This window comes from Flavobacterium sp. CG_23.5, from assembly GCF_017875765.1.
GTDB lineage: Bacteria > Bacteroidota > Bacteroidia > Flavobacteriales > Flavobacteriaceae > Flavobacterium.
Genome location: NZ_JAGGNA010000001.1, coordinates 3399522 through 3421325, shown reverse-complemented (window position 1 = coordinate 3421325; position 21804 = coordinate 3399522). Strand labels below are relative to the sequence as shown.

Here is a 21804-nt window from a genome sequence, read left to right as displayed (position 1 = left end):
ATATAAAATGGAAAAAACTACATCACAAAAAATACGTCTAGGACTCTTTGTAATAAGTGGCTTATTCATTTTCGTAATAGCCGTTTATTTTATTGGAGACAAGCAAAAGATGTTTGGACAAACAAATCATTTGAAGGCGGTTTTCAATAATGTAAGCGGATTACAATTAGGCAATAACGTGCGTTATTCAGGGATAAATGCAGGGACGGTCCGTGGAATTAATATGGTTAACGATACGGTCATTGAAGTAGATATGCTGATCGACAAAACGATTTTTCACCATATAAAAAAGGATGCGGTTGCCATAATAGGTTCAGATGGACTGGTGGGAAATATGATCATCAATATTATCCCGGGAAAAGGAACAAAACCCTCCGTTGATCCTGGAGATGAAATTAAATCTTTAAGCCGGGTTCGCACGGATGAGATGTTAAATACGTTAGGGATAACAAATAAAAATGCAGCAAACCTTACCGCTAATTTACTTAAAATCACAAAAGAAATAACAGACGGAAAAGGAACGGTGGGTTTATTGATTAAAGACTCCATTTTGGCAAATGACTTAAGGGAAACTATGCATTATTTAAAATTAACAGGAAAATCGACCTCTGAGTCGGTGACAAAATTAAACAGGATTATTGGATCTTTAGAAAACAAAAACAATGTGATTGGTGTTTTGAGAGATACTGCTGTAGCCAATAATATTAAAACAATCGTACATAATTTAGATAAATCAAGTTCTGCAATTGACACAGTAGTGGGCAATCTTAATTCAACCATTGTAAATATTAAACAAGGAAAAGGAGCGCTAAACTATCTGTCGAACGACCCTAGACTAGTTCAAAAAATAGACTCTACCATGACAAATATTAAGGAAGCCAGTTCCCGATTAAACGAAAATATGGAAGCCTTAAAACATAATTTTTTATTCCGTGGCTATTTTAAAAAACAGGAAAAAGCAAAACTAAAGGAACAGCAAAAATAGAATTTGTAAAATACTAAAACATGTTAACGATAGAAAAACTCGGTATAATTCTAAGCCCTACCAATAAGGAATTTGAAAATAATGGCGTATTAAATCCAGGAATATATCAGGAAGGAAATACGGTACATATATTTTATCGAGCAGTACAAGACGGCAACTTTTCAACCATTGGCTACGCAAAAAGCGATGGGCCATTTAAAATAGTCGAAAGACACGAGCAGCCTATCCTTACTCGTGATTTCGATTATGAAAAACACGGCGTGGAAGATGCCAGAATTGTGAAAATTGATGATCTTTTTTATATAACCTACGTTGCATATGACGGCGTAAATGCCATGGGTGCTCTGGCAACTTCTAAAGATTTAGTGCATTTTGAAAAACACGGTATCATTACCCCAAAAGTAAATTATCAAGAGTATGAGCGTCTAGTGCTTTGTAGTGGCAATAAACTAAACTCAAAGTACCATCAATATCATCAACTTTTTAAAGAAATAGGATTGGTTGAAGACACGTCCCGGTTGCTTAGAGATAAAGATGTTGTTCTATTTCCACGGAAAATAAACGGGAAATTCGCTATGCTCCATCGCATTTGGCCTGGTATCCAAATTGTTTATTTTAATGATTGGTCAGACTTGAACGACTCTTTTTGGAAAAACTACCTTGAAAACCTATACGAATACATTGTTCTTGACCCCAAAGATGTTTTTGAAGTAGCCTATATTGGAGCCGGCGCTCCCCCAATCGAAACTAAATATGGGTGGCTATTAATTTATCATGGTGTGCAAGAAATAACAAGCGGAAGAATTTACCATGCTAAGGCCGCCTTATTGCAACTAGAAAAACCAGAAATTGAAATAGCACGAATGGAATTACCTCTCTTCTCTCCTACAAAGCAATGGGAAATTGAAGGTGAAGTAAATGATGTAGTATTCCCGACTGGTCATGCACTATTTGGCAATGACCTATATGTTTATTATGGTGCTGCTGACAAACACATAGCCGTTGCCAAATTAGACCTAAATGAATTACTTCTTGAATTGAAAAAACAATCTTAAAAATAATAGGCCATGAATTTTGAAAAAGGAATAAAAATGCTAATTGTCAGTTCTTATCCGCCTCGAGAGTGCGGTTTAGCCACTTTTTCAAATGACATTGCAAATGCGGTTAATAATGTTTTTGGAAAAACTCTACCTATTGAAGTCTGTGCTTTACAAAACAACGACCAAAATTTTGATTACAATCCCGAAGTCAAGTATATTTTGCCCGTATTTTCTTTGGACGATTATCGGTTGGTTGCTGAGAAAATAAATGAGCGAAATGATATTGGTTTGGTTTGCATCCAACATGAATTTGGACTTTTTGGAGGTGAATATGGTGATTATATACTGTCCTTCATATTGGCACTGAACAAACCAATCGTCACTGTTTTTCATACGGTATTGCCCAATCCAGATGAAAAAAGGAAGAAAATAGTTCATGCCATATCCGATTTATCAGACAGGATAATTGTTCTTACTAAAAAATCACAAGAAATTTTGACTAGTTTTTATGATTGCCCTCTATCGAAAACAATTGTAATTCCGCATGGTACGCATAGCATACTTTGGGAACAAAAGGAAAATTTAAAAATAAAATATGAGTTCAACGACAGAATAGTACTGTCAACATTTGGATTAATCAGCGAAAATAAAAGTATTGAAACTGTATTGCATGCATTACCTGCAATCGTTGCAAAATATCCTGAAGTACTATATTTAGTAATTGGAAAAACACATCCTGAAGTCATTAAAAGAGATGGTGAAAAATATAGAGAAACGCTTATCACTATTGTAAAAGAATTACATCTGGGAAATAATGTTCTTTTTATTAATGAATATCTTGAATTAAAGCACCTCCTCGAACATCTAACATTATCAGAAATCTATTTATTTTCTTCCAAAGATCCAAATCAGGCTGTAAGCGGAACCTTTTCCTATGCCATGAGTTGCGGTTGCGCCGTAATTTCCACACCAATACCGCATGCAGTAGAAGTGCTCGTCGATGGCAACGGAATATTGTTAAAAAATTTCAACAAACCCGAAGAATTTCAAAAGGCAATTCTACACCTCATTGAAAATAAAGAAGAACGAATTGCAATGGGCAAAAATGCTTTTGCTTTGGCGCATGCCACAACTTGGGAGAATATTGCGATACAGTACCGACTATTATTTGACCAATTAACGAATCGCGAAGATGATTTAAGATTCAATTTTCCACCGATAAATTTAGATCATATTAAGAAACTCACCACCGATTTTGGAATTCTTCAATTTTCAAAATTTAGCCAGCCGGATCCAGAATCAGGCTATACGCTGGATGACAATGCTAGAGCGTTAATAAATATGGTAATGTATAATAAAATTTTCCCCGATGAAACAGTAGTACAATTGGCAAATACCTATTTAAATTTTATAGAAGGAATTCAACAGCCTAACGGTTGGTTCAATAATTACAAGGATTTCCAGCAACGTTTAACAGCACAAAATGAAGAAGTCAACCTTGAAGATGCTAATGGAAGAGCTTTATGGAGTTTGGGTACCACAATAGGTCATAGAGATACCTTACCGGCAGAAATGGTTTTAAGAGCAGAAAAATGTTGGGATAAGGCTATAGAAAGAATTAACGATATTGTTTCACCAAGAGCAATCGCTTACACATTAAAGGGACTTTACCATTACTATTCGGTTTATAAAAATGAAACGGTAAAGACAAATATAGAGCAACTGGCCAATAAGTTATTACATCATTATAATATCAATTCTGCCGAAAATTGGTGCTGGTATGAAGATTATATGACTTACGCCAATAATATTTTACCCGAAGCAATGATGTACAGTTACTTAGCTACCAAAAACCCGAAATACAAGAAAATTGCCGCAATAACTTTTGATTTCTTGCTATCGCATTATTTCATGAAGGGTCAATTAAAGGTAATTTCAAACAGAGGCTGGTTTAAAAAAGAAAACGAAAGAAAATTTTATGGAGAACAGCCTATAGAAGTAGCGACAACTATTATTGCGTTGGATTTATTTTATGAAGTGACTCGGAATAAAAAATACAAAGATCAGCTTAAACTGGCTTTTATATGGTTTTTAGGGAACAATCATCTCAAACAAATCATGTATAATCCGGAAAACGGCGCGTCCTATGATGGATTGGAAGACACCTACATCAACATAAACCAAGGAGCAGAATCGACTTTATGTTATTTTAAAGCACGTTTAATAATGGAAAAATACGCCGAAGCATAACAATTAATAATTACTGCAAAAAACTATAATTCAAAAACTAGTTTTGGATCTCAAAGAAAGGATAAAACAAAAAAATCTGCTTTTCAGCAGATTTTTTTTATATTGTTTTCAAAGCTTGAATCAGTAAATCGATATCTTCTTTTGTATTATAATGACTGAAGGAAATGCGTAAACTTGGCTTTTTTAAATCTTCGGTTGAAAGCATTTCAGCTAAAACATGCGATGGCTTAATGGTTCCAGATTGACAAGCGCTCCCTCGGGAAACTGCTATTCCTTTCATGTCTAAATTAAATAAAATCATTGCTGTTTTTTCTTCCGAAAAAGGCAATAAAACATTCATCATATTGTAAAAACCATCTTGATTTCCATTGATTGCAAATGCAGGGAATTCGATCTCCAGTTGAGTAATCAAATAATTTTTTAATTCCGAAATATAATTTCTTTCCGTTTCTAAATTGGTATATGAATAATCCAAAGCCTTTGCCATTCCAGCGATTTGATGCAGCGCTTCAGTTCCTGCTCGTAAACCCTTTTCCTGTTCGCCGCCAAAAAACAGTGGTTGCAAACCAGAATTTTTTCGAACAAAAGCAAATCCAACGCCTTTAGGTCCATGAAATTTATGTGCGCTTGCCACGATAAAATCAATAGATATTTTTTGCAAATCTATCTCCGTTTTTCCAACAGATTGAACAGTATCCGAATGAAATAACACATTGTGTTCCTTGCAAATAAGAGCTATTCTGTCTAAATCCAAAACAGTCCCTATTTCATTGTTAACATGCATCAGACTCACTAATGTTTTGGTGTCCTGTGAAAGCAATTCAACTAAATCAGTGATGTCAATTTCTCCATTTGGCTTCACAGCAACATAATCAACTTGAATATCATAGTCTCTTTGCAACGCCAAGAGCGTATACAAAACGGCATGATGCTCGATTTTACTGGTAATTATGCGCTTTACTTTTAAATCTTTCACTGCCGAACGAAGAATCCAGTTATTGGCTTCTGTTCCGCAGGAAGTGAAAATAATTTCCTGTGCAGAAACATTTAAATGCTTTGCGATGGATTTTCTGGAGAGTTCTAAAATATTTTTGGCATTACGACCAAAACTATGAGTTGACGACGGATTTCCATAATCTTCTGCCATTACCTTTGTCATTTCCTGAATCACTTCGGGACGAATCGCTGTTGTGGAGGCGTTATCGAGATATACTTTTTTCATTTTTTAAAATTAGAAATTATTTGGAACCTTCTATTTCCGATTGCATAAGATTCCGCTTTCTGGAAAACAGCATTTTTTCATTAAAAACCAAAATCGAAATCAAAATTACGAAATAGGAAAATAACTGAAGTGAACTTACTTGTTCTTTGTAATAGAAAATCGCCATTAAAAAATTAATTATCGGATTGATGTAAATCATAATTCCCACTGCTGAAGAATTGATTCCTTTAAGCGCGTACAAGTTCAAAAACAAAGGAATAATGGTGAAAAACACCACAATAACTAGCATACATCCATAGAATAAAGGTTCTGTTGGCAAGGTTCCACTGTATTTTGGATAAAACGGAAGAAGAATTATCGCTGTAAAAACTAATTGAATAGTCAACACTAAAAACTTATCCATTTCACTATTTTTCCTTTGACTGACAAGATACAAAGCATAAGTTGCCGCAACAATCAGGCTATAAAAAATGTCCTGAAAATGATTGAACGACAATAAAATACAACTAAAAAAACTAATCATTACGGCTACCCACTGCCATCTACTTAGTTTTTCTTTTAGAATAAAAAAAGCAAAAATAGTGGTAAGGATAGGGCAAATTAAATAAGCTAATGAAGCGGCTTTCACACTGACATGATTCATTACATAAATAAAAACAAACCAATTTGAAGAAAGAAATAATCCCCCGCCTAGCGTCAATAAAATAATATTTCTTTTCTTTTTCGGGCTGATACTTTGAAAGTGCTTCCAGTCTTTTTGGATTACATTTCGACGAAAAACCAGATTAATAAAAACCATAGTCACCACACTAAAAAAAACACGATAAAACAAAATGTCCAAAGAAGGGTAATTATGCAAAGGTTTTAACGCCAAACTAAAAAATCCCCAGATAAAAAAGGCGGAAAATGCAGCAGAATAATATTTGTTAAGTCTCATCTTTAGTATAGAATTGCCACAAATATAATGATTTCTATCCGCTTTGAATTATTTATGGGATTGCATTACGACAAAGTTTCATCCGCATTATTCCTTTCATTAATTGCAATTTAAAAACCAAAAATCCTGTTAAATTACATGTTTTTGGATAGGAATGTATTTGGAACAAATTAAAAATTCTATTTTTGTTTCAAATAGAAAAAAATGAAAAGAGTTGTAGGCCTATTGTTTTTGGCATTATTAATAAACAGTTGTGATGACGGGAATTTAATTCAAGAAGATATTACTTTTGAAAATGTTGCCACCCAAAGTTGCAGCAGCAATAATATCATTTATAAACTGAAAGATAAAGAATCATTGATTCTTGAAATCCCTAAAAGCTCTTTCACCACTGAACCAAGTTTGGTTGGTGCACCTACATTTCTTGATATTAGCAGCGTAAATCGACTGGTATATCGCTTTTATAATGGAACCGTTTCCTCCTTAAATATTTGCGAAAGCATACCTCCAGCTTCTCCAACTATTACAGATCAGTGGACCGCTACTGCCGGTAAAATACAGATATTTACTACCGCAGTAAAAACAATAAATGCAATTGATAACAGTACCCGAATTACCGGCTACAATCATAATATAACATTCAAGAATGTGACTTTTGCAAAAAACAGTGGAACTCAGGTTTACGAAACATTCCCTTTTGGGGATTACGTCATTCCGGCCACAACATTACCTTTCCAATTTGACCAGACAGTAGAGCAATGTAGTTCATCGAAACAAATTTATAATTATAATAGTAGTGAATCCCTTACTTTAGATATAGATCCATCTTTGATAGTAAGTGCTGCAACTCCTGTTAATAAGCCCAGAACGGGACTTATTGGCACAACCACTAATAAGCTTACCTATCGATTATTTTCTGGTTTACTTACTGGAAGCTATTTTTGTACTGCAACCGCACCTTCCACACCTGTTATAAGCGAAGAATGGATTGCTGCAGCTGGAGTTTCAAACCTAAGCGGAATTATTGAAGTAACTACCACCTCATTTGGAACTGGTTTTAAACATACAATTGTCCTCAGAAATGTTACAATGAAGAAAGGAAGTAATGATTTCAAACTAGGAGACCGTTACATTTACGGAGAACTTTTAACCACAAATTAGCGGTAACTACAAGACAAAATAAGAGACTAAAATCTCCTTTCTAGATCAAAATAAAACGTCAGTTATTGAGAATATTTTCCGTTGAAAATAGCTCTAACTGACGTTTTTTTATTTCGTATATATTCCGAATAAAATTATTATTTATTGCTTTGTTTGATAAAAACTTCTGTTGCTCCCTGTCCGTATTTTTGATAATTACCTTCTTGGAAAGCGATATTATCATAACGTCCTAACAAGAAATCAAGCTCTGCTTTTAGGATTCCTTCGCCAACACCGTGGATAAAAACAATCTTTGGAATCCGATTGCGAATGGCAAATTCGATGTGTCTTTTTGCCGTTTCACTTTGCAAAGTAAGAATATCATAATTTGACATGCCGCGTTTATTAGGAACCAATTTCTCGATGTGTAAATCAAACTCTGGAGCCGATATTTCGTTCTTATCCTTGCGTTCTTTTACAAAACTTCGCGGTTTTGGGATCTCTTTCTCTTTCGAAATTTCATCTACATTAATTCTTCTAATAGAATCCATTAAGTTACTGGTATCGTTTATCTTAATTAACTCGTTGACAAAAAATGTCATCGTAAATCCGTCCTCTGTTTCTACCGTAACCTGCTTATCTTTCACTGATAAAACGACTCCATTTATCGCTTCATCAAGTACTGAAACTTTATCTCCTTTGCTAAACATTTTCGTCTTCTTTATCTTGATTTTTACTCGGTGTTTTTGCACTCAATTGCATCATTCCCATCATGAAAACTACGATTGCAATTACCATTATATACACATTTTTTTCTGCGCTCACTTGCTCATACAAAGCAACAATTATGGCGATAACCATTACTGGAATTATAATTTTTTTCATCTCTTAAAATATCAGATTCCAAAAGTAATGAATTTAAAACTGCATCGATTTATTATTCAAAAGGTTTCTTTTTTTTTCGTAAAATTGTAAAAAATAAAAACGTTGGATTTAGATAAATATATGATTCCTTGTTTGAGCAAAACACTCTTTGGAATGGAGTGCTTAGGCTGCGGATTTCAGAGAGGATTACTGTTCCTTTTGAAAGGTGATTTCACGGCTGCTTTTCAGATGTATCCTGCTGTTTATACTACGCTTTTATTTTTGATAATTCTAGGTTTGCACTTTATAGACAAGCAGAGGAACTATAAAAATTTAATGATTAGCATGGCAATAATAAATGGACTATTTATGATTGTTGGCTACTTGTACAAACATTATTATTAAGCAATTTTATATGGTTTAACTTTTAAAAATTAGCCATCAAGATTTACTTGCTTATTCGAGTCAAAATATCATTCATCATTTCAATTTGCACTTTTTGAATTTCTATCAATTCTTCTTGTTGATGCATAATCAAATGATCTAGTTTTTCATGGAGCATTCTGATTTCGAGTTCTGATTTAAGGTTGATCATATAATCTTTCTTGGCTCTTTCTCTGTCTTTTTCTTCTTGACGATTTTGACTCATCATAATTACTGGAGCCTGAAGCGCTGCCAGACAGGATAAAATTAGATTCAACAAAATAAAAGGATAGGGATCAAAACCTTTATTCATTAGAATATAAATATTTGCCAAAATCCACAAAACGATAAATATTCCGAAAAGAATTATAAACTTCCAGCTTCCGCCGAAAGTAGCGACTCTATCCGCCACTATTTGTCCAAAAGTTCGAACTCCAATCTCATCTTCGACAGTATTTACCAAAGATACATCCTCCTTTAACGAACCTATAACCTTAGTTTCCAGATTAGAAAGTTCTCCTATCTCCACCGATAAATAATTTGAAATATATTTCTCTCGATATAAATTTAACTCACTAATAGCAAGGAATTTATCCTCGTTAAAATCAGGAAAGTCTTTTTGGACTAATGCTAATATTGGATTTCTAATTGTTTTCCCGGAAACTTTTTCGACCATAGGAAATTCCTTCTTGGAAATATCGCTTATAAAAGTATTGCTCGTATTCATTCAAATTATTTTCTTGCTAATTTACGTTAAAAATAGCTTCTTTTAATCCACTTAAAATTCGAAAGATTCACAAAGTCTGATTCTCCCTATTTCTAAAATCAGAAATTAAATTACAGTTTCAAATTCTACGATTAGCTATTAAACTATAATATTTCTTTATCTGATTTTGCTTCTTTTTCTGAAAAACGCCTTACTTTTACGGTCTTCATTAATAATCCAATTCTATAATCATGACAAAAGATCTGATTATCAAAAATATTAGTACACTAAAAAACGGTTTTACTATCAATTATAGTATCAAAACAAAAACTGAGGCTTTTACGGAACTATTATTTTTTACCTTATTTGACACCAATGCTCCACTAAATAAAAGCATTGAGGAACTCGAAAAACAATTTAAAGAAATATCAGCCATCGCGTGCAAAAAACCTCATGCTTTGTGCGATTCTATGTGGGATAAATTTTTTGAGACCTTACCTTCAGTCCTTGAAAAACTGAATCAAGATGCCAACTTTTTTTTAGAAAACGATCCTGCTTCAAACAGTATTGAAGAAGTGTATTTGACCTATCCTGGTTTTTATGCCATTGCAATTTACAGATTGAGTCACGAATTGTATCTCCTAGATCTTTTATTATTTTCGAGATTAATGAGTGAATATGCACATCGAATCACAGGAACTGATATTCATGCGGGCGCAACAATTGCTTCTCCAATCTTTATTGACCATGCAACCGGAATTGTAATTGGCGAAACCACCGTTATAGAAAAACAAGTGAAAATTTATCAAGGTGTTACTCTTGGTGCCTTGAGCGTCAGTAAAGAAATGAAAAATACCAAAAGACATCCAACCGTTGAGAAAAATGTTTGCATCTATGCCAACGCAACAATTCTAGGCGGCGAAACCGTGATTGGTAAAAACAGTATTATTGGCGGAAATGCTTGGGTGACCAAATCTATTCCCGCAAAATCCATTGTAATGAACACCACCACCACCGAAGTAAAAATAAAAGAGATAAAATAACATGAAACCACAAAAAATATTAGACCTCATAGGAAATACACCTTTAGTGGAAAGTATCAATTTGGTACAAAATAAAAATGTAAAACTTTTATTGAAGCTAGAAGGAAACAATCCGGGAGGCAGCGTAAAAGACAGAGCAGCGTACAATATGATTGCATCCGCTCTTGAAAGAGGCGAAATCAAAAAAGGAGACAAACTCATTGAAGCAACCAGCGGAAATACAGGAATTGCATTAGCCATGATTGCCCAACTATTTAATATCGAAATTGAACTTGTTCTTCCAGATGATTCAACCAAAGAACGTACCCAAACCATGCGTGCTTATGGCGCAACAGTAATACAAACTCCCGCAAGTACAGGAATTATTGGCTCCAGAGATTATGCAGACAAGAAGGTCGCCGAAGGAGGTTATATTATGTTGAACCAATTTGCGAATGAAGACAACTGGAAAGCACATTATAAAACCACCGGTCCCGAAATATGGAATGACACCGAAGGAACAGTAACCCATTTTGTTGCAGCTATGGGAACGACAGGAACAGTCATTGGAACGTCAACTTATTTGAAAGAGAAAAATCCAGCTATTCAAATCATTGGCGCACAGCCCAGCGATGGTTCCCAAATTCCAGGAATCAGGAAATGGCCAAAGGAATATTTACCTAAAATTTTCGACGCCTCAAAAGTGGATACCATTATAGAAGTTACAGAACAAGAAGCTCGCGATATGACCAAACGTTTGGCGCTTGAAGAAGGGGTTTTTGCAGGAATGAGTAGCGGCGGTTCCGTTGCTGCGGCAATAAAAATTGCTAACACTTTAGAATCAGGTGTGGTGGTTGCTATAATCTGTGATCGCGGAGACCGTTATTTGTCTTCAGATTTATTTGATTAAATCTGTAACACAAAAATAAGAAAGGCTCAGTTTCTAATAAACTGAGCCTTTCTTATGGATTATATTTTTATACTAAAGTGGCAGTTGTAGAAATAGCCGCATTCAGTAGTTTAGAAACTGGACAATTTTTCTCTGCTTTTGTAACTTGTTGTTGAAAAACATCTGCGGAAATACCGCTTACTTTTGCACTTACCGTTAAGTGCGAAGTGACGATTGTTCCATCTACTAAATCAATATCGCATTTAGTTTCGATACTTTCAATTTCAAAACCTTCTTCACCAATATAAGCTGAAAGTTGCATTGTAAAACAACCGGCATGCGCTGCTGCAATCAATTCTTCCGGATTAGTACCTATTCCTTCTTCAAAACGGGATTTGAACGAATATTGAGCATTATCAAGGACTTTACTTTGTGTTGATACAACCCCGTTCCCTTCTTTTAGTGAGCCTTTCCAAACTGCGGTTCCATTTCTTTTCATAATTCTTCTTTTTAGTTTACTCAAATTTAGTTCTTTTTAAAATCGAAGACTTTGATTTAGTTCATTTTTTAACGAAAGTTTAAAAAATGTTTCCCCTTAAAATAATCGTATACCATCGAAATACAGAATCCTATAATACAATTAGAAGTTGTTTTAAACTTTAATTCGTATTTCTCCAATTGGTTTTGGTGTGCCAATTCATTACGTTTGTTAGACTAAAAAAATGCTGATTTTTAACTATTTAATGAGTTACAAATGACACAATTTATTCTAAAATATCGTTTTCTATTCTTTTTAATTATTATGGGGGGAAATATACAAGCTCAAGACTGGCCAAATTTCAACAAATATCAAAACCAAAATGCTATACTAGCACAACCTACAGCGGGACAAAAAAGAATTGTTTTTATGGGAGATTCCATAACCGAATTTTGGAGTATCATAAATCCCGACTATTTTTCAGGAAAGCCTTATATTAATCGGGGAATTAGTGGGCAAACTACACCACAAATGCTGTTGCGATTTAGAGCCGATGTTATCGCCTTACATCCCTCTGCAGTTGTAATCCTTGCAGGAATAAATGATATTGCGGGAAACACGGGTCCTTCCACAATTGAAATGATTCGAGACAATATTTTATCGATGATTGAATTGGCAAAAGCCAACCACATCAAAGTAATTATTTGCTCCGTTTTACCGGCTTATGATTTTCCTTGGAAACCAAATCAGGAACCTATTGAAAAAATTAAAGCTTTAAACGAAATTTTATTAATTACGCTGATGGGAATGACATCGTGTATCTCGATTATTACTCGGCTATGGTTGATGAAAGAAAAGGATTAAATGCAGTATTTTCAAATGACGGAGTGCATCCGAACAAAACCGGTTATCAAGTCATGGCACCGCTTGCAGAGAAAGCAATCGCTCAGACATTGTTGAAAAAATAAAATAACCAATCTAATTATTTGGACTATTTTTTATATCAATTTTACTCTCTTTGTTGCATAAAACAAAACCCGTTGGCTTCAATATGTCAGTAGTTTGACCACGGAATTGCATTTAACACCCAAAATCTAAGCATAACCTCACACCTTTCTACAAAACGTAATTAACCTCTAAAGCACCCTGCCCCCGATTATAGCGAAAAACCCGCGGGAACGAAAGCTTTGGAACACTTGCCGGTAAAGAGCGACTGGAGGAAGCTCCTTTATAGGTATAGTGTTGCTGCTTGCGGAACTGGGGATTTGTAGCGAAAAGCGGGATTAGGCCCAAATAAAAATCAATACTTTTTAAAAATATTTCCCAATTTGAATTTATAAAACCAACCAATCACTTATTTTTGCGCTATGGCAAAGAAAAATACAGACAAAGTTGTCTTTCATCAAATAAAAGTCCTTGATGCTGGTGCAAAAGGCGTTTCGGTAGCAAAAGCTCCGGATGGTAAAGTAATTTTTATCCCAAATGTCGTTCCTGGCGATGTGGTAGATGTGCAAACGTTCAAGAAACGTAAGGCGTATTATGAAGGAAAAGCGGTTCATTTTCATGAATATTCGGAGCATCGTGTAGAACCTATTTGCGAACATTTTGGTGTTTGTGGTGGTTGTAAATGGCAGAATATGAAGTACAGCCAACAGTTGTATTACAAGCAAAATGAGGTGCTGAATCATTTACAACGCATTGGAAAAGTAGAACTTCCTGAATTTGAGCCTATTTTAGGTTCGGAAAAACAGTTTTTCTATAGAAACAAAATGGAATTTTCGTTTTCAAACAGCCGTTGGTTGACCGAAAAAGAAATTGACAGCACCGAAGATTTAGGAAATAGAAACGCACTTGGTTTTCACATTCCGAAAATGTGGGATAAAATTCTGGATATCAACAAATGTCACTTACAGGAAGATCCATCGAACGCTATTAGAAATGAAGTACGCGCTTTTGCAAATGAGCATGGCTTGACTTTCTTTAATCCTAGAGCTCATGAAGGATTGTTGAGAACTTTGATGTTGCGTACCGCTTCGACCGGAGAAATTATGGTTCTGATTCAGTTTTTTGAAAACGACAAAGCCAACAGAGAATTGCTTTTGGACCATATTTACGAGAAATTCCCTCAGATTACATCTTTACAATACGTTATCAATAATAAAGCAAACGATACTTTATATGATACCGATATTAAATTATACAAGGGAAGAGATTACATCTTGGAAGAAATGGAAGGATTGAAATTTAGTATTAATGCCAAATCTTTTTACCAAACCAATTCCGACCAAGCCTATGAATTATACAAAATAACAAGAGATTTCGCTGGATTGACCGGTAATGAAATTGTTTATGATTTGTACACAGGAACAGGTACAATTGCTCAGTTTGTTTCTAAAAAAGCAAAAAAAGTAATTGGTGTGGAAAGTGTTCCGGAAGCAATTAAAGACGCTAAACTGAATGCAGAACGCAATGAAATTAAGAACTGCGAGTTCTATGTAGGTGACATGAAAGTCGTTTTTAACGATAGTTTTATTGCTCAACACGGTCATCCTGATGTAATTATCACCGATCCTCCAAGAGACGGAATGCATAAAGATGTAATCGAACAAATTATGAAAATTGCTCCTGAAAAAGTGGTTTACGTAAGCTGTAATTCGGCTACACAAGCGCGTGATTTGGCTTTAATGGATGAGAAATATAAAGTAACTCGCGTGCGTCCTGTAGATATGTTTCCACAAACGCATCACGTGGAAAATGTTGTACTTTTGGAAAAGAGATAAAAGATTTTTGATTTGAGATTAACGATTTTTGATTGCAGATTTCAACAAACTGCAATCAAAAATCTTCATTAAAAAAATATGAGAAAAATAATTTTATTGGTATCGGTTTTTGCCTTATCGTTCTCCAGTTGTGAGAAAGACGATATTTGCGATGCCAATACTCCCACAACGCCTAGAATGGTTATTACATTCTACGATTTTGCCAATCCCTCCGTTTTAAAAAATGTCACTGACCTAAAGGTCGTTGGTACAGGATTGACGGATGGTGTTATTTTTAATGCAACTGCAACTAGTGAATCTAAATTTCTAACGAGTGGAAATACCTTTTCTATTCCGTTAAAAACGAACGAAGACGCTACTAGTTTTAGTTTTACATTGAATTCCGGTAACTCAAATCCAGCATTAGTAAATGTGGATAATATAAAATTCGACTATACCAGAAAAGATGTTTTTGTATCGAGAGCTTGCGGCTTTAAGACGGTTTTCATGTTGAACCCAACAAATCCTTACACTCACACAATTGCTGCCGATAAATGGATCAAATATATCTCGGTTGAAAAAAGTAATATAGAAAACGAAAATGAAACACACATTAAAATATTTTTTTAGTTTTTGTCTGGTGTTGTCTTTGTTTTTGGCAAATGCACAAGATTCGAACTCAAAGGCCGAACTGGCGAAACAACCTACACCAAAAACAGAAGGTGTAGTTCCTGAAAATCCTGAAGCTTTTAAAAAAGTTGATTTAACAGCAAAAAAGAAGGATTCTATTCCAGTTCCTGTAAAAACGGATCGTTACGGTATACGCGTAGGTGTTGATTTGTATAAATTAACTCGGGCATTGTATGACAAAAATTACAAAGGAATCGAATTTGTTGGGGATTACCGATTGACAAAAAAATATTTTTTGGCTGCCGAACTGGGAAATGAAAATAAAACAACTGATGACACCCGACTGAATTCAACTGTCAAAGGCTCTTATCTAAAAGCAGGTTTTGATTGCAATGGGTATCAAAACTGGTTGAACATGGAAAACATCATTTCTATAGGAATGCGCTACGGTTTTAGTACTTTTAATCAACAAATAAACACGTATAAAATCTACAATGCCAATCCTTATTTTGGAGAAACACCGACAATTGTTTCAGGACAAAAATTCAACGGATTATCCGCCAGTTGGATTGAAGTTGTGGCTGGAGTAAAAGCAAAAGTATTTGATAATGTGTTTGTGGGATTCAGTCTTCAATTGAAACGCTTGGTCAGCAACAAACAACCTGATAATTTTGAAAACTTATACATTCTGGGATTCAATAGAACCTACAATGGCGATTTTGGAGTTGGATTCAATTATACCGTTACGTATTTCTTACCTATTTACAAGAAAAAGGTAAAACCTGTTGCAGTTTCTAAAAAATCTAAGGGTAAAAAATAACCGCTAATTCGCTAATTTTTTATTTATTTAAAAAATTAGCGAATTAGCGGTTAATATTACGGAAAATTTTAATTCGTAATTCGTAATTTCTAAGCTATCCTATTTCCTTAATTCCCTTAATAAAAATCCATTTCATAAATAGCTTTTCTCCATCTTTGGTTTTTACAGACTGAAACTTTGGAGCTATAATAGTTCCAATTACAAAAGCTGTAAATGGAATCCAGAATCCAGTCAGCATTGTATATTTTGCTACCAAATATCTTGTAGATATAAAAAATATTGCAAAAGAGCCTAATTGATATAAAAAGGCACGTACTTGTAATTTGGTCATAATAAATTATGAGTTTTGAGTTATGAATTATGAGTTTTTAATCTGATATCGCTAGCTTATTCTGCTATCTGATCCTGATCACCTCTCTCTTTATCTGTTACTTGAAACTTTGTTCTCTTACTACCCTCGTACATTTCGTATTTCACTAATCTCGCTTCTAAACTGGCGTTAAAAAGTTTGATTTTTCTCGAAGGTTTTAATCCTACATATTTCAGTGCTTCCAGATTTGCAGTGATGAACCAAGCATTTGTGCCTGGATAATTTTTCTTTAAGGTATCGCCAATGCTTTTGTAGAATTCTTCCATATGGATATCCAAACGCTCATCATAAGGCGGATTGAAAACCATGTGTAACTTACCTTGTGACGTTTTTTCGGTGTCAAAAAAGTTCTTTTCCTCGATCGAAATATACTCGTCTAGATTCGCATTTTTAATATTGTCTTTGGCTTTTTGAACCGCACTTGGTGCTTTATCAAATCCTTTTATAGTGTGATGAAACTCTCTCACTCTTTTCAATAAACTATCTGAGATATTGTCAAATAATTCATTATCCCAATCGTTCCATTTTTCGAAAGCAAATTCTTTACGGTTAATGTTTGCCGGAATATTACAAGCAATCATAGCAGCTTCAGCGAGAAAAGTTCCCGAACCACACATTGGATCCAAGAAATCGCCTTGACCATCCCAACCCGAAAGCAATAGAATTCCTGCAGCCAAAACTTCGTTTATAGGAGCAATATTCGTTGCTGTTCTATAACCACGTTGGTGCAATGAGTTTCCTGAAGTATCCAGTGCAACCGAAACTTGGTCTTTGTCAATATGGATATTAATTCTCAAATCAGGGAAAACTTTATCAATGCTTGGACGTTGCCCAGTTCTTTCTCTAAATTGATCTACAATCGCATCTTTACACTTTTGTGAAACAAATTCCGAGTGATTAAAATATTCCGAATGTACGGTCGCATCAATCACAAAAGTCTGATTGGCGTTTAATAATTTAGACCAGTTTATTCCCGAAATGCCTTTGTATAAAGCCTGTTCATTATTAGCCTTGAAAAAATAAATAGGTTTCAAGATTTTCAAAGCCGTACGCAAAGCTAAATTTGCTTTGTACATAAACCCTTTATCCCCTTTAAAACTTACCATTCTCACGCCTTGCTCCACGTCCTGCGCACCCAAGTTTTTCAACTCTTTTGCTAATATTTCTTCAAAACCAAAAAAGGTTTTGGCAACCATTTTAAAATTATTTTCCATTGTAAAATCAAGTATTCGTTGCAAAAATACACTAAATTTGCCTGAATCGAATTAATTGAAAAAGAATAAATGTCTGAAGCTCAAAAACCGTCACCCGAAAACCAACAAAAATCAACTGAAAACTGGTTCACTTCTTGGTTTGACTCTCCTTACTACCACATACTTTACAAAGAGCGAAACTATAGAGAAGCGCAAATTTTTATGGATAATTTGACGCATTATCTAAATCTCCCTGAAAAAGCAAAAGTGCTGGATTTAGCTTGTGGCAAAGGACGCCATTCTATTTATTTGAATCAACTGGGATTTGATGTACTAGGTGCTGATCTTTCTGAAAACAGCATTGCAGAGGCCAGTAAAAATACGAACGAAACCTTACATTTTAAAGTTCACGATATGCGTGAACCTTTTGAAGAAAAATACGATGCCATTTTTAACTTGTTTACCAGCTTTGGTTATTTCGAGAATGACGAAGATAATTTAACGACCCTAAAAGCGATCAAAGACAGCTTATCCGAATATGGATTTGCCGTGATTGACTTTATGAATGTCAATCAAGTCCTCAATACTTTGGTTCCTGAGGAAATAAAAACAGTAGATGAAATCGATTTTCATATCAAGCGCTATCTAAAAGACGGACATATTTATAAAGAAATTGCATTTGAAGACAAAGGACAAAAATTTCATTTCACCGAAAAAGTAAAAGCCTTGACACTTCCCGATTTCGAACAATTAATGGAAGAAGCTGGAATTTACCTGTTGGATATTTTTGGAGATTATAAGTTAAAGAAATTCCATAAAACAGAAAGTGAACGCCTAATCATGATTTTTAAATAAATGAATTATCTTTTTCCATTACTTTCGGTACTTTTAGGGTACGGTATCGCTTTAGTTTTGAAACCAAACAACAAAACCAATCTCAAATTACTGTTGGCCTTTAGTGGTTCGTTTTTGCTTTCATTGACCGTGATGCATTTATTACCTGAAGTTTATGAAAGTAAAAACAGCAATATTGGACTTTTTATTATGTTGGGAATTTTATTCCAAATCATACTCGAATTTTTTTCCAAAGGCGCCGAACACGGCCATGTTCATGGACATGCAAACATGAATCATATTCCTTGGCTTTTGTTTATCAGCCTTTGTATTCACGCTTTTTTAGAAGGATTTCCATTAAGCCATCATAGTGATTTAGCGCTTGGAATTGCCGTACACCATCTACCTATTGCGATCATTCTTACAACATTTTTTATCAATGCAAATTTAAATAAAACAGCCATTTTTATTTTCATGATCACTTTTGCGATTATGACACCGCTGGGAACGTTTTCATCGGGTTATTTGCCTATATTAAATCAATATTATAACGAAATAACTGCCGTTGTAATTGGGATATTATTTCATATTTCATCCACGATTATTTTCGAAAGCAGCGAAGGACACAAATTCAATATCGCCAAGGTTTCTATGATTATTTTAGGAATTGGATTGGCGTATTTTATATAATTTTATAATTTGGGCGTGTCCGCTGAAAAAGCGGCCGGGCTATCCGTTGCAATCTTTTTTTATTCCGCTAACGCTCTAAAAAAAAGGATTTCCACTACTATCCCTCACGCACGCAACGTACGCATAGCTCGCGAGCTGTCCCTACACATAATTTTAATTTTAACAAAAATGACATTTACTAAAACTACCGAACAATCCTCAAAATACGAACATTTAGAAAAAATGTCGGTTACAGAATTGCTATCTAACATCAATCAGGAAGACAAAACTGTGCCTTTTGCAGTAGAAAAAGCGTTGCCCCAAATAGAAGTTTTAGTCACTGAAATTGTTGCTAAAATGAAACTCGGCGGAAGATTATTCTATATTGGCGCCGGAACTTCAGGCCGTATCGGAATCCTTGATGCTTCGGAATGTCCGCCAACCTTTGGCGTTCCTTTTGACTTGGTAAACGGAATTATAGCCGGTGGTGATGAAGCCATTCGCAGAGCTGTAGAAAATGCAGAGGACAACGCCACCCAAGCTTGGATCGATTTACAAGAACACAATATAAATGAGAATGATGTAGTGATTGGAATTGCCGCATCAGGAACTACACCTTATGTTATCGGAGGATTACAAACTTGTAACGAAAATAATATAACTACAGGAAGTATTTCTTGTAATGCAGGAAGTCCACTTTCATCGACAGCAAAATTTCCTATCGATGTGGTTGTAGGACCTGAATTTGTAACCGGAAGTTCCCGTATGAAAGCGGGAACAGCACAGAAATTAGTGTTGAATATGATTTCGACAGCCACCATGATTCAACTGGGGAAAGTGAAAGGTAACAAAATGGTCGATATGCAATTGAGCAACAGCAAACTAGTTGATCGTGGGGTAAAAATGATTATGGGAGAAATTCCAGTTTCATATGAAGAAGCCAGCGAATTATTAAAAAAACATGGAAGCGTCAGGAAAGCGGTTGATTATTACAGTGCTCAGTAAACAGTGTTCAGTCGCAGTTTTCAGTCCAACATACTGAACGTAATTGAAGGGTAAATCCCAAATCAAAAATTAAAATCCCAAATTAAAATGGCAACCAACAAAGAATTATTATCAAAAGGAATAAAATACCTGGCAGGAGCTTTACCGCTTTTGTTTATTGGTCCATCCTTGATTTATAACGCATTTATGAACAAGGAAAATGCTTGGCATTATTTAGTTTTGGGAATAGGAATAGTATTTTGCTTGACAGCAATGTTTCTGATGTATTTAGGATTAAAAACAATTATGAAAAGCTTATTTAACGACTAATGGAAGATTTAATTCACATTCAAAAAACATTTGACAAAGTCATTTGGATTAATAAGAGAATTAACAATCGAGAATTTGAAGATTGTGTTTTCAAGAATTGCGATTTCTCAAACAGTAATTTTTCAAACAATACTTTTATGGATTGCGAGTTCATCGATTGCAATTTAGCAATGACTGATTTGACGGGAACGAGCCTAAAAACGGTTAGTTTTAAAAACTGCAAATTACTCGGAATCCATTTCAATATGTGTACTGACTTCTTATTTACAGTGAATTTTGAGGATTGCGTTTTAGATTATTCGTCTTTTGCCAATAAAAAAATGCCCAAAACAAAGTTCAATTCCTGTTCGATGAAAGAAGTTACTTTTGGCGGTGCCAATCTTACGAATTCGGTTTTTGAAAATTGTAATTTAGATAACGCTGTCTTCAATGATACGCAATTGGCAGGAGTTGATTTTACCTCAGCTTACAATTATAAAATTGATCCGGAATTTAATCCTATGAAAAAAGCCAAGTTTTCCGCACAAGGACTTCTAGGACTTTTAGACAAATATGATATTAAAATCATCTAATCATGGAAATAAACAGTCAATATCTTGAAAGTGTAAAAAAGCAATTTCTCTATTACAAAACCTTGGGAGAAAAAGCAATGGAGCAACTGGAACCGCAACAGCTTTTTACTGCTACAAATGAAGATACAAACAGTATTGCCACGATGGTAAAACACCTTTCGGGGAATATGCTTTCTCGCTGGACTGATTTTTTGGCTACTGATGGTGAAAAAGAATGGCGTAATCGAGATGCCGAATTCGAAAATGATTTAAAAACCAAAGAGGAAGTTTTAGCACTTTGGAATAAAGGCTGGGAATGTTTGTTTACTGCGTTAAACGGATTACAACCAGAGCAACTTTCGGAAATTATTTATATTAGGAACGAAGGTCATGCCGTTGCAGAAGCTATCAACAGACAATTGGCACATTATCCATATCATGTCGGGCAAATTGTTTTTTATGCCAAACAATTAAAAAATGGCGCTTGGGAAAGTTTATCGATTCCAAAAAACAAATCCAACAGTTATAATGCTGATAAATTTTCTCAAGAAAAAAGTATCAAGAATTTTACTGACGAAGAATTAAAACGATTGAAATAACTATTATAAACTAGCCCTGATAGCAGTGGAAATCCTTTTTGAGGCTTTTTAGCCGAAGAAAAGATTGAAACGAATAGCAGGAAATAGCTTCTGAAATAAATTCAGAATA

General features: G+C 34.7%; 26 protein-coding genes. 18 read left to right on the top strand and 8 right to left on the bottom strand.

Features of this window, described 5'->3' with window-relative positions:
- Positions 1 to 7: 7 nt before the first annotated feature.
- From H4V97_RS14700 to H4V97_RS14690, 3 genes are read left to right on the top strand one after another with little or no spacing between them, the layout of a single operon-like run.
- Complete coding sequence (locus H4V97_RS14700; protein ID WP_209550107.1) at positions 8 to 985, top strand: MlaD family protein; 978 nt, start codon at positions 8 to 10, stop codon at positions 983 to 985.
- Between the two features lie 20 nt (positions 986 to 1005).
- The gene (locus H4V97_RS14695; RefSeq protein WP_209550106.1) at positions 1006 to 2040 is read left to right on the top strand and encodes a pesticidal protein Cry7Aa; all 1035 of its coding nucleotides are present in this window, start codon (positions 1006 to 1008) and stop codon (positions 2038 to 2040) included.
- Between the two features lie 12 nt (positions 2041 to 2052).
- Entirely contained in the window at positions 2053 to 4275 is a 2223-nt protein-coding gene (locus H4V97_RS14690) for a glycosyltransferase (protein ID WP_196849129.1), read from the top strand.
- 97 nt (positions 4276 to 4372) lie between these two features.
- Here the strand turns inward: H4V97_RS14690 and H4V97_RS14685 are convergent, their stop codons facing one another.
- Both H4V97_RS14685 and H4V97_RS14680 read right to left on the bottom strand, forming a co-directional pair.
- Entirely contained in the window at positions 4373 to 5497 is a 1125-nt protein-coding gene (locus H4V97_RS14685; protein ID WP_196849128.1) for a cysteine desulfurase family protein, read from the bottom strand.
- Positions 5498 to 5513: 16 nt separating this feature from the next.
- Positions 5514 to 6434 carry an EamA family transporter gene (locus tag H4V97_RS14680; RefSeq protein ID WP_196849127.1) on the bottom strand — a complete coding sequence of 307 codons (921 nt, stop codon included), beginning with the start codon at positions 6432 to 6434 and terminating at the stop codon, positions 5514 to 5516.
- A gap of 204 nt (positions 6435 to 6638) precedes the next feature.
- Here H4V97_RS14680 and H4V97_RS14675 point away from each other — a divergent pair, with 204 nt between their 5' ends.
- Positions 6639 to 7595, top strand: a complete 957-nt coding sequence (locus H4V97_RS14675) for a hypothetical protein (protein ID WP_196849126.1) — start codon at positions 6639 to 6641, stop codon at positions 7593 to 7595.
- 137 nt (positions 7596 to 7732) lie between these two features.
- Here H4V97_RS14675 and H4V97_RS14670 read toward each other — a convergent pair whose 3' ends face one another.
- Together H4V97_RS14670 and H4V97_RS14665 are read right to left on the bottom strand one after the other, a co-directional pair.
- The gene (locus tag H4V97_RS14670; RefSeq protein ID WP_209550105.1) at positions 7733 to 8284 is read right to left on the bottom strand and encodes a Smr/MutS family protein; all 552 of its coding nucleotides are present in this window, start codon (positions 8282 to 8284) and stop codon (positions 7733 to 7735) included.
- Entirely contained in the window at positions 8277 to 8459 is a 183-nt protein-coding gene (locus H4V97_RS14665) for a hypothetical protein (protein WP_209550104.1), read from the bottom strand. Before H4V97_RS14665 ends, H4V97_RS14670 begins: the two co-directional genes overlap by 8 nt.
- A 102-nt stretch (positions 8460 to 8561) precedes the next feature.
- On the opposite strand from H4V97_RS14665, the gene H4V97_RS14660 reads away from it, so the two are divergent.
- Positions 8562 to 8843, top strand: coding sequence for a DUF2752 domain-containing protein (locus H4V97_RS14660; protein WP_245345244.1), 282 nt, complete (start codon positions 8562 to 8564; stop codon positions 8841 to 8843).
- 43 nt (positions 8844 to 8886) lie between these two features.
- Here H4V97_RS14660 and H4V97_RS14655 read toward each other — a convergent pair whose 3' ends face one another.
- Positions 8887 to 9588, bottom strand: a complete 702-nt coding sequence (locus H4V97_RS14655; protein WP_209550103.1) for a DUF1003 domain-containing protein — start codon at positions 9586 to 9588, stop codon at positions 8887 to 8889.
- 230 nt (positions 9589 to 9818) lie between these two features.
- On the opposite strand from H4V97_RS14655, the gene epsC reads away from it, so the two are divergent.
- Positions 9819 to 10610 (top strand): serine O-acetyltransferase EpsC, encoded by a 792-nt coding sequence (epsC, locus tag H4V97_RS14650; RefSeq protein WP_209550102.1) that lies wholly within the window; start codon positions 9819 to 9821, stop codon positions 10608 to 10610.
- Between the two features lies 1 nt (position 10611).
- The gene (gene cysM, locus H4V97_RS14645; RefSeq protein ID WP_209550101.1) at positions 10612 to 11499 is read left to right on the top strand and encodes a cysteine synthase CysM; all 888 of its coding nucleotides are present in this window, start codon (positions 10612 to 10614) and stop codon (positions 11497 to 11499) included.
- A gap of 67 nt (positions 11500 to 11566) precedes the next feature.
- On the opposite strand, the gene H4V97_RS14640 is transcribed toward cysM, so the two are convergent.
- On the bottom strand, positions 11567 to 11977 hold the full coding sequence (locus H4V97_RS14640; RefSeq protein WP_209550100.1) for an OsmC family protein: 411 nt from the start codon (positions 11975 to 11977) through the stop codon (positions 11567 to 11569).
- A gap of 255 nt (positions 11978 to 12232) precedes the next feature.
- Here H4V97_RS14640 and H4V97_RS14635 point away from each other — a divergent pair, with 255 nt between their 5' ends.
- The 5 genes from H4V97_RS14635 to H4V97_RS14620 all read left to right on the top strand — a co-directional run bounded on the left by H4V97_RS14635 (position 12233) and on the right by H4V97_RS14620 (position 16165).
- Positions 12233 to 12820 carry a GDSL-type esterase/lipase family protein gene (locus H4V97_RS14635; protein ID WP_317196501.1) on the top strand — a complete coding sequence of 196 codons (588 nt, stop codon included), beginning with the start codon at positions 12233 to 12235 and terminating at the stop codon, positions 12818 to 12820.
- Positions 12796 to 12924: a hypothetical protein gene (locus H4V97_RS15990; RefSeq protein WP_317196500.1), complete on the top strand. Its 129-nt coding sequence runs from the start codon at positions 12796 to 12798 to the stop codon at positions 12922 to 12924. Before H4V97_RS14635 ends, H4V97_RS15990 begins: the two co-directional genes overlap by 25 nt.
- 399 nt (positions 12925 to 13323) lie before the next feature.
- Positions 13324 to 14736, top strand: coding sequence for a 23S rRNA (uracil(1939)-C(5))-methyltransferase RlmD (gene rlmD, locus H4V97_RS14630; protein WP_209550099.1), 1413 nt, complete (start codon positions 13324 to 13326; stop codon positions 14734 to 14736).
- A 78-nt stretch (positions 14737 to 14814) separates the two neighbouring features.
- The gene (locus H4V97_RS14625; protein WP_209550098.1) at positions 14815 to 15345 is read left to right on the top strand and encodes a DUF6452 family protein; all 531 of its coding nucleotides are present in this window, start codon (positions 14815 to 14817) and stop codon (positions 15343 to 15345) included.
- Complete coding sequence (locus H4V97_RS14620) at positions 15317 to 16165, top strand: DUF6048 family protein (RefSeq protein ID WP_209550097.1); 849 nt, start codon at positions 15317 to 15319, stop codon at positions 16163 to 16165. Before H4V97_RS14625 ends, H4V97_RS14620 begins: the two co-directional genes overlap by 29 nt.
- A 94-nt stretch (positions 16166 to 16259) precedes the next feature.
- Here the strand turns inward: H4V97_RS14620 and H4V97_RS14615 are convergent, their stop codons facing one another.
- Together H4V97_RS14615 and H4V97_RS14610 are read right to left on the bottom strand one after the other, a co-directional pair.
- Positions 16260 to 16496, bottom strand: a complete 237-nt coding sequence (locus tag H4V97_RS14615; protein ID WP_196849115.1) for a hypothetical protein — start codon at positions 16494 to 16496, stop codon at positions 16260 to 16262.
- A gap of 56 nt (positions 16497 to 16552) precedes the next feature.
- Entirely contained in the window at positions 16553 to 17749 is a 1197-nt protein-coding gene (locus H4V97_RS14610; protein WP_209550096.1) for a class I SAM-dependent RNA methyltransferase, read from the bottom strand.
- A gap of 69 nt (positions 17750 to 17818) precedes the next feature.
- Here H4V97_RS14610 and H4V97_RS14605 point away from each other — a divergent pair, with 69 nt between their 5' ends.
- The 6 genes from H4V97_RS14605 (at position 17819) to H4V97_RS14580 (ending at position 21695) form a co-directional block, all read left to right on the top strand.
- Positions 17819 to 18583, top strand: a complete 765-nt coding sequence (locus H4V97_RS14605) for a class I SAM-dependent methyltransferase (RefSeq protein ID WP_209550095.1) — start codon at positions 17819 to 17821, stop codon at positions 18581 to 18583.
- Positions 18584 to 19252: a ZIP family metal transporter gene (locus tag H4V97_RS14600; protein WP_209550094.1), complete on the top strand. Its 669-nt coding sequence runs from the start codon at positions 18584 to 18586 to the stop codon at positions 19250 to 19252.
- A gap of 168 nt (positions 19253 to 19420) precedes the next feature.
- Positions 19421 to 20236: an N-acetylmuramic acid 6-phosphate etherase gene (gene murQ / locus H4V97_RS14595; protein WP_209550093.1), complete on the top strand. Its 816-nt coding sequence runs from the start codon at positions 19421 to 19423 to the stop codon at positions 20234 to 20236.
- A gap of 87 nt (positions 20237 to 20323) precedes the next feature.
- Positions 20324 to 20545 (top strand): DUF6095 family protein, encoded by a 222-nt coding sequence (locus tag H4V97_RS14590; RefSeq protein ID WP_196849110.1) that lies wholly within the window; start codon positions 20324 to 20326, stop codon positions 20543 to 20545.
- Positions 20545 to 21117, top strand: coding sequence for a pentapeptide repeat-containing protein (locus H4V97_RS14585; RefSeq protein ID WP_209550092.1), 573 nt, complete (start codon positions 20545 to 20547; stop codon positions 21115 to 21117). The genes H4V97_RS14590 and H4V97_RS14585 overlap by 1 nt, the downstream gene beginning before the upstream one ends.
- Positions 21118 to 21119: 2 nt before the next feature.
- Positions 21120 to 21695, top strand: a complete 576-nt coding sequence (locus H4V97_RS14580; protein WP_209550091.1) for a DUF1572 family protein — start codon at positions 21120 to 21122, stop codon at positions 21693 to 21695.
- The last annotated feature ends 109 nt before the right edge of the window (positions 21696 to 21804 follow it).